Annotated in this window: 13 protein-coding genes and 2 tRNA genes; 7 read left to right on the forward strand and 8 right to left on the reverse strand. The window is 62.2% G+C overall.

The genetic code is table 11. The features are described 5' to 3' along the window. Positions 1-92 precede the first annotated feature (92 nt). Both EN851_RS07275 and EN851_RS07280 read left to right on the forward strand, forming a co-directional pair. Positions 93-1,088, forward strand: coding sequence for an ABC transporter permease (locus tag EN851_RS07275; RefSeq protein ID WP_127869580.1), 996 nt, complete (start codon positions 93-95; stop codon positions 1,086-1,088). A gap of 23 nt (positions 1,089-1,111) precedes the next feature. Then, the gene (locus EN851_RS07280) at positions 1,112-1,882 is read left to right on the forward strand and encodes an SDR family NAD(P)-dependent oxidoreductase (protein ID WP_135928848.1); all 771 of its coding nucleotides are present in this window, start codon (positions 1,112-1,114) and stop codon (positions 1,880-1,882) included. A 96-nt stretch (positions 1,883-1,978) separates the two neighbouring features. On the opposite strand, the gene EN851_RS07285 is transcribed toward EN851_RS07280, so the two are convergent. The 4 genes from EN851_RS07285 to EN851_RS07300 form a co-directional block, all read right to left on the reverse strand. Beyond that, entirely contained in the window at positions 1,979-3,163 is a 1,185-nt protein-coding gene (locus tag EN851_RS07285; RefSeq protein WP_135928849.1) for an FAD-dependent monooxygenase, read from the reverse strand. After that, positions 3,142-3,879: a methyltransferase domain-containing protein gene (locus EN851_RS07290; RefSeq protein WP_127278875.1), complete on the reverse strand. Its 738-nt coding sequence runs from the start codon at positions 3,877-3,879 to the stop codon at positions 3,142-3,144. The genes EN851_RS07285 and EN851_RS07290 overlap by 22 nt, the downstream gene beginning before the upstream one ends. A gap of 1 nt (position 3,880) precedes the next feature. Beyond that, positions 3,881-4,960 (reverse strand): type III polyketide synthase, encoded by a 1,080-nt coding sequence (locus EN851_RS07295; protein ID WP_135928850.1) that lies wholly within the window; start codon positions 4,958-4,960, stop codon positions 3,881-3,883. A gap of 262 nt (positions 4,961-5,222) precedes the next feature. Then, positions 5,223-5,298 (reverse strand) — tRNA-Val (locus tag EN851_RS07300). A 217-nt stretch (positions 5,299-5,515) separates the two neighbouring features. Here EN851_RS07300 and EN851_RS07305 point away from each other — a divergent pair. Beyond that, positions 5,516-5,592, forward strand: a tRNA-Asp gene (locus tag EN851_RS07305). A gap of 646 nt (positions 5,593-6,238) precedes the next feature. Continuing rightward, positions 6,239-6,472, forward strand: coding sequence for a hypothetical protein (locus EN851_RS37810; RefSeq protein WP_348630716.1), 234 nt, complete (start codon positions 6,239-6,241; stop codon positions 6,470-6,472). An 83-nt stretch (positions 6,473-6,555) separates the two neighbouring features. Here the strand turns inward: EN851_RS37810 and rbsK are convergent, their stop codons facing one another. Genes rbsK through ugpC form a run of 3 tightly spaced genes read right to left on the reverse strand, consistent with a single transcriptional unit; the run spans position 6,556 to position 9,019 of the window. Further along, complete coding sequence (gene rbsK, locus EN851_RS07315; protein WP_127278877.1) at positions 6,556-7,485, reverse strand: ribokinase; 930 nt, start codon at positions 7,483-7,485, stop codon at positions 6,556-6,558. 4 nt (positions 7,486-7,489) lie between these two features. Continuing rightward, positions 7,490-7,942 carry an RbsD/FucU family protein gene (locus EN851_RS07320; protein WP_127278878.1) on the reverse strand — a complete coding sequence of 151 codons (453 nt, stop codon included), beginning with the start codon at positions 7,940-7,942 and terminating at the stop codon, positions 7,490-7,492. A gap of 27 nt (positions 7,943-7,969) precedes the next feature. Next, complete coding sequence (ugpC, locus tag EN851_RS07325; RefSeq protein ID WP_127869586.1) at positions 7,970-9,019, reverse strand: sn-glycerol-3-phosphate ABC transporter ATP-binding protein UgpC; 1,050 nt, start codon at positions 9,017-9,019, stop codon at positions 7,970-7,972. 277 nt (positions 9,020-9,296) lie between these two features. On the opposite strand from ugpC, the gene EN851_RS07330 reads away from it, so the two are divergent. The 3 genes from EN851_RS07330 (at position 9,297) to EN851_RS07340 (ending at position 13,075) form a co-directional block, all read left to right on the forward strand. Continuing rightward, on the forward strand, positions 9,297-10,961 hold the full coding sequence (locus EN851_RS07330; protein WP_135864108.1) for a sugar ABC transporter substrate-binding protein: 1,665 nt from the start codon (positions 9,297-9,299) through the stop codon (positions 10,959-10,961). Between the two features lie 68 nt (positions 10,962-11,029). Then, on the forward strand, positions 11,030-12,151 hold the full coding sequence (locus EN851_RS07335; protein ID WP_127869588.1) for a sugar ABC transporter permease: 1,122 nt from the start codon (positions 11,030-11,032) through the stop codon (positions 12,149-12,151). A gap of 6 nt (positions 12,152-12,157) precedes the next feature. Continuing rightward, positions 12,158-13,075: a carbohydrate ABC transporter permease gene (locus tag EN851_RS07340; protein WP_027143632.1), complete on the forward strand. Its 918-nt coding sequence runs from the start codon at positions 12,158-12,160 to the stop codon at positions 13,073-13,075. A gap of 42 nt (positions 13,076-13,117) precedes the next feature. Here EN851_RS07340 and EN851_RS07345 read toward each other — a convergent pair whose 3' ends face one another. Next, positions 13,118-13,861 (reverse strand): creatininase family protein, encoded by a 744-nt coding sequence (locus EN851_RS07345; protein WP_135928851.1) that lies wholly within the window; start codon positions 13,859-13,861, stop codon positions 13,118-13,120. Positions 13,862-13,863: the final 2 nt, after the last annotated feature.

Consider the following 13,863-nt stretch of genomic DNA (forward strand, 5'->3'; position numbering starts at 1 on the left):
CATACCTGGCCCGGAGCCCATCCCTGCCCGCATGAAACGAGACGCAGACAATTCGCTGCGGCCTTGATTGCGCACGCCAACCGGATCGACACATGAACCCTCGCACGCGTCACGCCCTGGAGTTCGTCCTCGACAACCTCGTCTGGTTCATGCTGCTCCTTGTCCTGGTCGTCTTCTCGCTGTTCATCCCGAACTATTTTCAACTCGGCATCTTCGCCAACATCATCGAGGCGTCGAGCGTGCTCGGCGTCATGTCGATCGGCCTGGCGCTGGTCATCATTGCCGGCCACATGGACCTGTCGGTCGAATCCGTCGCCGCACTCAGCGCCATGGCGGTGGGCATCCTGTTTTGCGCCTCGGGCATCGGCCTCGGTGTCCAATTGCACCCGGAATGGCTGATGGTTCCGGTCTCGCTGCTGCTGGCGCTGGCCGTCGGCGGCCTCATCGGCGCCTTCAACGGCTATCTTGTGGTCAAGGTCAAGATGAGCGCCTTCATCATCACGCTCGCCTCCTACATCTGGGTACGCGGCCTCGTGCTGGTCATTTCGGGCGGCCGCTCGGCACAGGATCTGGCACCCGCCATCCGGTGGTTCGGCATCCAGCGCCTGATCGGCCTGCCGCTTACCGCCTGGATCGCGGTGGCCTGTTTCGTGGTCTTCTCGCTGATCATGGCCAAGACGCCGTTCGGCAGGCACCTGGTGATGATCGGCGGCAATGAAACCGCGACCTTCCGCGCCGGCATCCGGGTGAACCGCAACCTGATCATCGCCTTCGTGCTCGCCGGCGCCATCGCAGGGCTCGCCGGCTGGCTGCTGGCGATCCGCACCTCCGGCGCCACCGCCAATCTTGGCGTCGGCCTGCTGTTCAATGCCTTTGCAGCCGTGGTTATCGGCGGCGTCAGCCTGAAGGGCGGCGTCGGCACCTTGCCGGGCGTCTATGCCGGCGTGCTCCTGCTCTCTGCCATCAACACGGCGATCAACCTGATGGGCCTGCCCGCCAATTTCACCCAGGTCATCCACGGCCTGCTGGTTCTGGCCGCGGTGCTGCTCGACGCATTCAAGCAAACCATTCGCCAAAGACTGGCGTGAGAGGGCGTGAGGCGAGGATTGGCATGACAGGACGACTGAAAGACAAGGTGGCGCTGATCATCGGCGCCGCGCGCGGCATCGGCAAGGGCATCGCGCTGCGCTTTGCGGAAGAAGGCGGACGGCTCGTGCTGGCTGACAGCGAGGCGGAGGCGGGGCAAGCAAGTGCGGATGAACTGGGCGTCCCCTTCATCCGCACCGACATCTCGCAAATAAGCGACGCCGAGGCCGCGGTGGCGCTTTCGCTGAAACAGCACGGGCGCCTCGACATCATCGTGCAGAATGCCGGTATCTATCCCTGGCAGTTGATCGAAAACACCAGCGCCGACGACTGGGACCGCGTCATGGCGGTCAACCTGCGCGGCACTTTCAATGCCAGCCGCGCGGCCCTCGTGCCGATGAAGGCGCAGCGTTCTGGCCGCATGCTCTACACCTCATCGATCACCGGCCCGCACGTCACCAGCCCTGGCCACGGCCATTATTCGGCGACGAAAGCAGGCATTAACGGCTTCATTCGCGCGGCGGCGCTTGAATTCTCCGGCTACGGCATCACCGTCAACGGCGTCGAACCCGGCAATATCCTCACCGAAGCCATCCAACAGCATCGCGGCGCCGCCTATATCAAGAACATGGAGGATTCGATCCCGCTCGGCCGGCTCGGCAGCCCGCGCGACGTGGCCAACGCCTTCCTGTTCCTGGCCTCGGACGACGCCAGCTACATCACCGGCACCACCATTGTCGTCGACGGCGGGCAATTGCTGCCCGAGGGCAAGGATTTCCGGATGGTGCCGCCGTGAGCGGGCAGCCATACGCCAAGAAGCGTGTGCCTGTTGAGTTGCGATTCGGGCTCCAGCGCTTCAGCGAATTCCAAGCGTCCGGCCGGCTTCATGCCCTTACGGATGGCTGAGAGCAGGCAAGGCTTTTGTCTTGCCGGACAATCTGGCTCCTAAGGTCAGGCTATTCGGGAACCAACCCACGAAAGCCTTCATCGCCGTATTAGAGTTGGGGAGGACGGCAATGCGCGCCAACAGTGCGGCGGCATGAATGCGAGTGGCAAATTGCCGGCTCCACGCTTTTGAATAGCGTTTGCCGACGGCGATGCGCGCCGTCCGGTCCCATTGTTCGAACCTTGCCAATTCGCCAGCGAGAAGCCAGCTGGACTGCAGGGCCATGGAGATGCCTTCAGCGATGATGGGATGAGACTCGCCGGCGATGTTGCCGACCCGAAATATGTCGTCGGCAAATCGTGGGCGCATCCCCGGACGTATGGGACCGGCGGCAAGCCATTCACCTTCGAGGCTGGCGTCGCCGATCGTGGAAACCGCGGCCGGACACGATGCCAGTATGTGCGCGTGAACGGCTTGGGCCGCGGACATCGCACCGCCCTCTTTGCGCAGCCTGGTCAACACGTCGCGGCGTATGCAGCACGACAGCGATATCCTGTCCTGATCCGCCCACACCATGCCACCATAGCCGCCCGGAAACACCAGGAGCGGCATGAGGTCTCGAGCGAGCGACGCTCCCCTGAAATGGGCCTTGAAGCCAAACAGATCGGATGCCGCGCTGCTCTTCTGGAGATTGGTTGGCAACCTGCCCTGCCCCCAGGAGCCATGCGCCGCAATCACCACCTGCCCGCTAAGGCTTGTCTGACCCTCCCTGTTGGCGATCCGGACGATGGCACGATCGCCATTGCTGGCGATCTCCACCGCGCGCCACGGCTGAAAAACGTCGGCTCCGGCATTGCGCGCCGTGTCCAAGAGGATGCCATCCAGAACGTCCCGTCCAAGCGCCCGCCCGAAAGCATTTCCCGCGGCGCGCGGCATGCCCGCTATGATGCCAGGGCCCGACGCGAACAAGCCAACCCGCTTGACTTCCGGCCCTGCCTTGGCACGAACCGCCACGCCCGCCTCCAGACGGTCCAACAGCTCCAGATTGACCGCCGACATGAATTCGCCGCAGACCTTGCGGCGTGGAAACTCGCTTGCTTCGATGATGGCCACAGAACGACCTTGGCCGCGCAAGGCCAAGGCTGCCGACGAGCCGCTTGGGCCGGCACCTATGACGATGGCATCGTACATCGCGCAAGTCCTTCCTTGGGGAAAACGCGGAAGGCGTGGGTAAACGGGCCAATTCTGCGCTCTTCACACTGCTGCGCGGAACCGAGAGGCCACAAACCGGAAAGTTCCTTGCCAGCGAAACCTGCGCGGACGCTTGCCGCCGCATCGTGCATGGTGACCTGGTTTGCACCGACAAGGCGCAGGAGCGGGCATGCTTTTAAAGCGACAATGTTTCGGCTCGGCTCGGCGGCGAGGAATACTGGCGCCAGACGGCATAGGGCTTCGAACAGGATCTTTAAGGCGGTGTCGGAAAAATGGTGCAGGAACAGATTGGCCGAGACAACGTCGTAGGCGGCACCCCCGGGTTTTGCGATCCAGTCGAAGATATTGTCGGTAACGGTTTCAACCCGCCAGCCCAGAGCCGCGAAATCGGCGCGCCGCCGGTCGGTGACGAGGTCAACCTGGTCGAGCATGACCAGCTCCACGTCGATCCACTTCGTGGCGAGGCGCCTTGCAACCGAGAGCATGAATGCACCGTCGCCGGACCCGACTTCCAAGATTCTGATCGAACCCTCGCGCACGCTGGCCTTCAGGAGGTTGGACATGATCGCATGTTGAAACATCAGCGAATTTATCCAAATCAGATCACGTCGGGAGCCAATCGCCCTGGGATCGTCGGGAGGCAAATGATCGAGCAGTTCCGGCTGGATAAGACGGCTGTCGAGACCGGTGGCCATGTCAGGCACTGCCGGCGGTGTGGAACATCATCGTCTCGGCCGTGAGGCCGGGGCCAAATGCCATTGCACAGCCCACGTCATCATCCGTGAACCCGCGAAGCATCCGCTCCAGCACGAACATGACTGTGGCGGAAGACATGTTTCCGTTTTCGCGAAGCACATCGCGCGACGGCAACAGCGCATCGGGAGGAAGATCCAGCGCGCGCTCCACGGCGTCGAGAATGGAACGCCCACCCGGGTGAACAGCCCAAAGGTCGATGTTGGCGGCGATCCTGTTTCCCAAGATGGCGCCGATCCCTTTGCCAAGCGCATTCTGGATTGCAGCAGGAACTTGCCCCGACAGAACCATGTCGAAACCGTCGTCGTGCAAGCTCCAGCTCATCAAGTCGCGGGCGTCGGCGTCCACGATCGCGTGAAAACTGTCCAGGCCGATGCCGAACGGGCGGGAGGTCACCGACGCGGCCGCGCAGCCATCGCCCCAGAGCGAGAAAGACAGCAGTTTTTCGAGATCGGCCGTCTCCTTGAGATGGAGCGTACAGAGTTCGATGCAGACGATCACAACGTGGGCCGAAGGTTCCGACAGGACGATGTGCCGCGCCAGTTTGAGCGCATTGATTGCCGCATAACATCCCATGAAGCCGATGATCGTGCGCTCCACGGTGGTGGGCAGATTGCACCGGGCGATTATTTCCAGATCGATGCCGGGGGCGGAGAAGCCCGTACAGGTGGTGACAATCAGATGCGTGACACCTTTCCTGTCTTCGCCCTCCAGGAGTCGCTCCAATGCTCGCTCGGCCAGCGCGGGCGCGGCAGTGGAATACATTTCCATGCGTTTGGCGGTACCCGGAAACGCACCGCGCTTGAAAACACCCGCCAGGTCGACGCTCAGCCCCTCAGGATCACCAGCGGGTGCGAAGCAGGAATAGCGATGTTCGATGCCGCCCTTGTCGGCCATGCGATTGAAAATTGCGCGGCGGCGGGGATCTGCCAACTGGGAGCCCGCAAATTGAAGGAAGAATTCGTGAACGCCGTGATCAGGGACGGCCGTGGCAATTCGGTTAATGAAAGCTTGAACGGGCATTTTCCCTTGACCTGCAGCCACAAACCCGCGGTCGCGAGCCGAGAGGCCCAGTTGCCCCCGGCGGGAGCTGTAGCTCCACGGCAATGGCTATCTCTATTGAGATAAACGCCCGAGGCCTAAAAAACTTCCTGCGAAAATGCCGCTCACCCGTGAAAAAGCAATGCACCGCCCGCACGAAGGACAACAGGTGAGCTATTGCCCGTTGTCGACGTGGCGATTTCGTGGCGCCCGCAACCGGAAAACATCAACTGGGGGAAAGATATGGTGGGCGATGACGGGCTCGAACCGCCGACATCTTCGGTGTAAACGAAGCGCTCTACCAACTGAGCTAATCGCCCGCTCCGGGCCGGACCTTTAAGCGGTCGGGACTTGCTTCGCAAGGCCAAATGAGCGCGAGGCGCCCTGTTCGCAGGCCGGATTTGCGAACAAAATGCCGGCTGTCAAAAAACCTTCTCCTGTTTGGCGTTATGATGGTTTGGTGCGCTTGACACCCGGTAGCGAACCCCTTATCCAGCGCCCCAACGACGAACACGGCTGACACGTGCTCGTCAATGCGCGGGTGTAGCTCAGTTGGTTAGAGTGCCGGCCTGTCACGCCGGAGGTCGCGGGTTCGAGCCCCGTCACTCGCGCCATTTCTCTCAAGGGACACAAACCCTTGGCTTAGTAGAAATGTCGACGTTGTCTGTCAAAGATGCATGTATGGGGATGTGATCCAGAACCTTTCTAATCTGGGTTCGATCTGCCATGCATGGGCTTGCGGCCATGATCGTGGTGCCGGATGAGATTTGTCTCCTGTCAGCTCGGAACGTCGGCTGCCGGCTTGTTTCGGCTCCTGCGTTGACAGATATCTCCCTTGGCCTGACGTTTGCGCCAGGCAAACCGCTTGGGGCTTGCGCTTCCGCCTAAAAAAACGCTTGATTCACCTCTGAAATATCCTGGCCTGAGATAATCCGGCTACCATAACCATACAGCCTGAACGACCCGGGAGGACTTACAGTGTCTATCGCCTCAACCACCTCGATGAGCACGGTGTTCACGGCCATAAGCCTTGCTGGCCTTACAATGGTTGCTTCCACCATCTTTCCCGCCACTGCTTCGGCTGCTCGGCTTCAGCGATGCGCAAGGGAGGGCGGCATTTGCCGACTGCCATTTCCGGCTGAAGTGGTTTTTGGTGACGGGGGCCGCACTACATCGCGCTTTATCGACCGTGACGCGGTCCCCTGCTCAACTCGCGTTTTTGGCGACCCTGCGCCCGGCCACGAAAAGACGTGCTATATCGTGTTACGCGGTCGTGGCGAAGCCGATGGCGGTTACGATGAGCCTCGCCGCGAGAGATGGGTGGCCTGCGCCGACGAAGGCGAATTCTGCGATTTCTATGGCCGCAAGGTGGTCAGGTATGGCGCGCGCGGCCGGTTCACGCAGGACGTGTTCCGGGATGGCGTCGAATGCGACAATGAATCCTTCGGCGATCCCGCTCCCGATGCCGGGAAGCGTTGCTATATCAAGCAGTAGCTTCTCAACGCCCATCGAACACGAGACATCGGAGGCCGAACAGTCCGGCCTCCGGGGTGGCCTGCGAGCCCCGTGCAATTGCCTCAGCTCTTGGCCAGCAGCGCCTCGACCTCCTGCACTGTCGGCATAGACGGTGCGGTGCCTGGACGGGTCACGGAAATGCCGGCAACGGCGCAGGCGAAGCGTACCGCCTCCAGAGGCTCCACGCCGCGCGAAAGTGCCGCGGCAAGGCCGCCATTGAACGCATCGCCAGCTCCCGTCGTCTCAACCACAGGCCCCGCGCTGATGGCGGAAACATGCTCGGAGCGATCCTTCGTGTGCAGGAGCGCCCCCTTGTCGCCGAGCGTGACGATGACTGTGCCAACGCCCTTTTCCAGCAGCTTGCCGGCGGCGGCGCGCGCTTCATCGACCGAGGAGACTTTCAGCCCGGTCAATTCCTCGGTTTCGGTCTCGTTCGGTGTTAGATAGTCGCAGAGCGTGTAGACGCGGTCGGGAAGCTTTGCCGCCGGTGCCGGATTGAGAATGGTCGTCACCCCTGCCCCGCGCGCGATCTCCAGCGCCCGCAGCGCGGCGTCGATCGGCTGTTCGAGCTGCGTGACGAAAACACCGGCACCACGGATCAGCTCGGCATTGGCTTCGATATCGTCCGGCGTGATCAGCATGGCGGCGCCGGGACTGACGATGATGGCGTTGTTGCCGCTTCCCTCCTCGACGAAGATGTAGGCGGCACCGGTATAGCTGTCCGGCGTATCGATGGCGGCGCTCTTCACGCCGGCATCCTTCCAGGTCCGCTTGGCCATGTCGGCGAAGGCATCGACCCCGAGCCGGGTCAGGAACGTGACGTCGGCCCCCAACCTGCCGGCCGCCACCGCCTGGTTCGACCCCTTGCCGCCTGGTCCCAGCTTGAAGGAGTTGCCGAGGATCGTTTCGCCCATGCGCGGCTGGCGCTGCGCCCTGTAGGCCGTATCGGCGACGAAGACACCGAGGATGACGATCGGTTTGCCCGAGGCCATGCCGCTACTCCGCATCCGGCGGCACGACGCCCTTGCGGAAGGCAAAGCAGCCATAGAATCGGCGTTCGCCGGTCTGGATGACGCAATAAGCCTGCTTGGCGCGCTCGTAGAAGGCGTAACGCTCGACCGGCACCATCGGCCAGGACTTGCCCTCGGCGGCATCGATCTCCTTCTGCACTTCCTTTTGCACCGCTGGGATCTCGTCCGGCTTGCCGACGATCTCCATGCGGGCGGCCGAGTCGTCGACAAACGTGTCCAACGGGTAAAGCGACAGCACCGCCTTCACCACCTGTGCCGCCGAGGCATCGATGCGCAGCACCCGACCGAGCGCCGTCCGGCGCGCGACCGAATCGGACGGGAAGTTGGTGTCGGCGATGATCAGGTCGTCGCCATGTCCCATCGCCCGCAATGCCTGGAGCACGTCGGCGTTGAGCAACGGATCGATCCCTTTGAGCATGATGGTCCTCGTGAAGTGCGTTTGAGATCAGAGACGCTTGCCGGTCTCGGCGTCGAACAGATGGATATGGTCGAGCCTTGGCCGAAGTTTCAGCGTATCGCCGGGCTTGAAGTCATGGCGTTCGCGAAACAGCGCCACCATCTCGCCGTCACCAAAACGCAGGAAGACCAGGGTTTCCGAGCCGGTCGGCTCGACCACGGAAATCTTCGCCGGCACTCCATCGGGATGGATCTCGAGATGCTCGGGGCGCACGCCATAGACGACGGCGCGCCCCTCCTCGACGGCGTTGTTCGGAGCGACCGGGAACAGCGTCCCGGCGATGTCGACGCCGCCCTTGCGCCCGGTACCCTTGAGCAGATTCATCGACGGCGAGCCGATGAAACCGGCAACGAAAAGGTTCGCCGGCCGGTCAAAAAGCTCCAGCGGCGCGCCGACCTGTTCGATGCGGCCGTCGCGCATGACGACGATCTTGTCGGCCATCGTCATGGCTTCGATCTGGTCGTGCGTGACATAGATGGTGGTGGTCTTCAGCCGCTGGTGCAGTTCCTTGATCTCGGTGCGCATCTGCACGCGCAGCTTTGCATCGAGGTTCGAAAGCGGCTCGTCGAACAGGAATACCTGCGGGTTGCGCACGATGGCCCGCCCCATGGCGACGCGCTGACGCTGGCCGCCGGAAAGCTGGCGCGGATAGCGCTTCAGATAGGGGCTGAGGTCGAGGATGTCGGCGGCGCGCTTGACCCGCTCGGCCACCACGGCCGGGTCGGTTTTCCGCAGCTTGAGGGCGAAGGCCATGTTCTGCTCGACCGTCTTGTGCGGATAGAGCGCATAGTTCTGGAACACCATGGCGATGTCGCGCTTTGCGGGCGGCAGGTGATTGACGACGCGATCGCCGATGGCGATCGTGCCGCCGGAGACGGTCTCGAGCCCCGCCACCATCCTGAGCAGCGTGGACTTGCCGCAACCGGACGGCCCGACAAGCACGACGAACTGGCCATCGGCAATGTCGACGCTGACTTCGTGCAGAACCTTGACGATTCCAAACGCCTTGGCCACATTGCTGATCGCGACTTGAGCCATCGTTCCCCCATCGGCTCCAACTGGCCGTAGGCGCAGAAGCTAACCAACGCGACCGGTCAGGGCAAGTCGGTCCCGTATAGATAAAAACCCGTCCTCGTTGACACGGCGTTTGGTTGTGAGAATAGTGACGAGCGCCAATCCGAACGCCGGTACTCTATCCGAAAAAACGGAACGCGAGGCGACGCAGGTTGGGGTCCTGGTTTCGCTTCTGAACACGGCCAGCGCCCGGCACGATTGGCACTTCGATTCATGACTAACGTTCTGGGAGGAATAGTCCATGCGAGTAGGTCTTTACGACAAACTGGTCCGTGCCGGCGCGACAAGGCGCGACATATTGAAGGGCGCGGCCTCGATGGCCGCGATCGCGGCCGCATCCGGCGCCGGGCTTGGCGCCCTGACGCGCCCGGCTTCCGCCGCAAGCGAACTGCGCTCGAAAATCCTGCAGATCCCCGGGGTTGGCAAAGGCCAGCCGACCGACGCCGACTTCCAGAAGGTCGGCGAGCTTTGCCTCGAGGCGACCAAGGCCAATGTCAAGGAAGGCGAGTTCGCCGGCGTCGAGCTCACCTTCATGGGCCTCAACAACCAGAACCTGCACAATGTGCTGTTCCGTGGTTTCCTGAAGCCATGGGAGACCTATACCGGCGCCAAGATCAGCTGGATCGATCTGGCGCAGGCCGACTACAACGCCCGTCTGCAGCAGTCGATCGCCACCGGCACCGTCGATTTCGACATCATCGAGATGGGCGCGCCGTTCGAGGGCGACGTCTGCGGCAAGGGCCTGACTTCGGAGATGCCCGACTGGGTCAAGAAACAGATCGACTTCGACGATCTCGTCAACTACCTCAAGCCACCCGTCGGCACCTGGGATGGCAAGCAGTACCGCGTCACCATCGATGGCGACACGCACAACTTCAACTACCGCACCGACGTGTTTGCCGATGCCGACCTTGCCAAGCAGTGGAAGGATAGCGGGGCGACGAGCGAATGGGGCGTGCCGAAGACCTGGCAAGAGGTTCAGGCCGTGACCAAGTTCCTCAAGGGCAAGAAGTTCAAGGGCCAGGACGTCTACGGCTATCTCGACGCGCCCAAGCCCTGGGGCGGTTTCGGCTTCTACTTCCTCGGCAGCCGCGCCACCGCCTACGCCAAGCATCCCGACGACAAGGCCTGGCTGTTCGACGCCGACACGATGAAGCCGCGCGTCAACAATCCGGCCTGGGTACGCGCCATCCAGGACGTCATCGATGCCCTGCCGTCGGAACCCGCCGACCAGATCAATGCCGATCCGAACACCACCGCCTTCCAGCAGTTCCTGGCCGGCACCGGCTCGATGATCCCCTGGTGGGGCGACGTCGGCTCGAACGTCAAGACCAACGATAGCTCGGTTATCGGCGACGTCACCGGCTTCTCGATCCTGCCGGGCTCCGACGACGTCTACAACTCCAAGACCGGCAAGTGGGAGAAGCTCGCCAGCGGCCCGAACTATTCGCCCAACTGCGCCTATCTCGGCTGGGGCGTCTATGTCATGGCCCGCGTCGATAGCGACGAGAAGAAGAAGAAGGCGGCATGGTCGGCGGCCGCCCATCTCGGCGGCAAGGACCTGTCGATCTGGACGGCGATGTATCCGTCGGGCTTCCAGCCCTATCGCAACTCCCATTTCGACATTCCCGAATGGGTGGCGGCCGGCTACGACGAGGCTTTCATCACCTCGTACCTGAAGTCGGAAGGCGACAGCTACAACCATCCCAACGCGGCAATCGAGCCGCGCATCCCCGGCATCTTCCAGTACTACAGCGCCGCCGAGGATATCCTGGCCAACACCTTCGCCGGCAAGATGAAGGCGCAGGAAGGCGCCGACGCCATCGCAGCCGCCTGGGAGAAGCTCACCGACCAGATCGGCCGTGACAAGCAGGTCAAGCTCTACAAGGCCTCGCTCGGCATGTAAGCTGCCTTTGAACCGTGGTCCGGCGGTAACGCCGGACCACAGCCTTCCCTTCCAAACGGGCGAGATTTGTGGCTGACCAGACTTCTACCGCGACCCGGTGGCCGGCAGACGCCGCCCCCCATGATCTGATCCCGCCAGGCCGCCGGCGTTTGGGCTGGGCGCTGATGGCGATTGCCACGCTCGGCCTGCTGGCAACGATCGTGCTGCAGATCCTCTACAAGACCGAGGTCGATACGATCGGCTTCGAGACATGGCGGCCCGTGGTCTACGCCTATGTGCTGTGGGGCGTGGCGATCGGCATCGGCCAGGTTCTGACACGCGGCGAGGACGGCCAGCGCGCGCTGTTCCTGCTGCCCGCTCTTTTGTTCACCATCGCCATGGTGATCTTCCCGACGCTGTTCGGCTTCTACATCGCGCTCACCGACTGGAACCTCAGTTCCTTCAGCGGTCGCAGATTCAACGGGCTCGACAATTTCTGGCAGATGCTCGCCGATCCCTACTACCGCAACGCCTTGTTCAACATGGTCCTCTACGTGCTGGCGGTGCTGGTCGAATATGTCGTGGCCTTTGGCCTGGCGCTGCTGCTCAACGCGCAGATCCGTGCCCGAAAATTCTTCCGGGTGGTGTTCCTGATGCCGCTGATGCTGTCGCCCGTCGCGGTGTCGTGGATGATCGGCAAGTCGCTGATGGAATATCGCTTTGGACCAGCAGCGACGCTGGCGCGCCATCTCGGCTGGGAAGACCCGGCATTCTTCTCGAACCCGATCACCGCCCGCATCTCGATCATGCTGCTGGACGCCTGGACCTTCATTCCATTCATGATGATCATGCTGCTGGCGGGGCTGCAGGCGATGTCGCGCGAGGTGCTGGAGGCGGCGCGTGTCGACGGCGCCACGGCCTGGCAGACCTTCTGGCAGGTCACTTTCCCGCTGATGCTGCCGGTGTCGGTAACGGCGGTGATCCTGCGCATCATCTTCAAGCTGAAGCTTGCCGACATCATCATCACGGTCACCTCGGGCGGTCCGGGCGGCGCCACCGATTCGGTGTCGAGCTTCATCTACCGCGAGTACCGCGACCGCTCGAATGTCGGCTATGGCACCATGCTGGCGATGGCCTATCTCGTCATCATCGTGGTGTTCGTGACCTGGCTGTTGAAATTCGCCAGCCGTTTCGTGCGCAATGTGAATTAGGGCAAGATGAGCGTTCAGACCACCGACTACGTCGCATCCGAAATCCGCTCGCCGGCGAGCTTCGTCGCCAGCCGCGTCTTCATTTACGGCGCGCTCGCCTGCTGGGGCTTCATCTGCCTGTTTCCGATTTATTGGACCATCACCACATCGTTCAAGACGGCGGTGGATGTCACCCAGGGCCACCTGATCCCGTTTGTCGACTTCCAGCCGGATTGGAAAGGCTGGCGATCGCTTGGCCTGTCGCCGGACTCGATCTTCCAGACATCGACCGTGCGCGACGAGTTCCTCAAGCGTTTCATGAACTCGGTCATCACCTCGGTTGGGGCGTCGAGCCTGGCGATCATTATCGGCAGCCTCGCCGCCTATGGCCTGACCCGCTATCGCTACCATTTCGCCTGGTTCAAGAACGAGGACATCTCCTTCTTCTTCCTGTCGCAGTTGATTCTGCCGCCGGTGGTGCTGGCCTTGCCGTTCCTGGTGCTCTACCGCGAAGTCGGGCTGCTCGATACGCGTATCGGGCTGATCCTGCTCTACACGCTGATGGTGCTGCCGATCGTCATCTGGATCATGCGTGACCAGTTCAATTCCATCCCCGTCGAGCTGGAGGAAGCAGCCCTCGTCGACGGCCTGTCGATCTGGGGCGCCTTTTTCCGCATCGTCATGCCGATCGCGCTGCCAGGCATGGTGGCAGCCTTCATCCTGGCGATGGTGCTGTGCTGGAACGAGTATTTCTTCGCCGCCCTTTTGACCTCGACGGACGCCAAGACAATCCCGGTCATGGTTGCCAGCCAGACGGGCTCGCAAGGCATCAACTGGTGGTCGATGGCCGCCCTTGCCACCGCCGCCATCGCGCCGCTTGCCGTCATCGGCATCGCGCTGGAGCGCTACCTGATCATGGGCATGACGGCTGGTGCAGTGAAGTAGCGTTTTTTCCTTCTCCCCTTGTGGGAGAAGGAAAAACCCGCGTTAGCGCCTCAGGATCGCCCTGAGGTGATCCATGATCATGGCGACACCCTTTTGCCCCAACTCCACTGACGCCTCCTTGGCACTCGCCGTATACCAGCCCGTATTGTCCTCGAAACGCGCGGCATCCACCGCCTCCGGACATAGCGCCAGCATCAGCGATGTCTCGCCGATGCCGGCATGGTCGAAAGGATATTTGCCGTTCATCGCGGCCGGCATCAGCGGATGCACCTGCACCCAGTTGAAGAAATTCTCGCCCGCGGCATGTCCGGCATAGTAGTCGGCCATGGTGTCGGAGCCCCACCAGCCCTCGCCGCGCTGCTTTTCGAGAAAGCGGAAGATCGCCTGTCTGCCGGCGGTCTTGAAAGCGAGATCGGTCGGCATGCCGGCAGCGAAATTCTCGGTCTGGTGATGAATGATGGCGTGGATGTTGCGAAAGCCGATACGCAGCAGGCTGTAGAACAGTTCCTCGCCGAACGGCGCCAGTTGATTGCCGCCGACCTGCACCGAGCCGCTGCCTTCCGGCGGCACCACGGCATAGCTCGCCGCGCCATAGTAGAAGGGCGGCAGGATGACGATGTCGCTCTCCTTTTCGAACAGTTCCAGCGTCTTGATGACGGCCAGTGTGTCCATGCCGACAGCCATGTGCTCGCCATGATATTCCAGCACGCCGAGCGGCAGCGCGACCGGCCAATTCTGCGCGATCGCCTTGCGGATCTGGTGCGGCAGCATCAGTTCATAGCGCATGA

The organism is Mesorhizobium sp. M8A.F.Ca.ET.208.01.1.1, from assembly GCF_004791315.1.
Classification (GTDB): domain Bacteria; phylum Pseudomonadota; class Alphaproteobacteria; order Rhizobiales; family Rhizobiaceae; genus Mesorhizobium.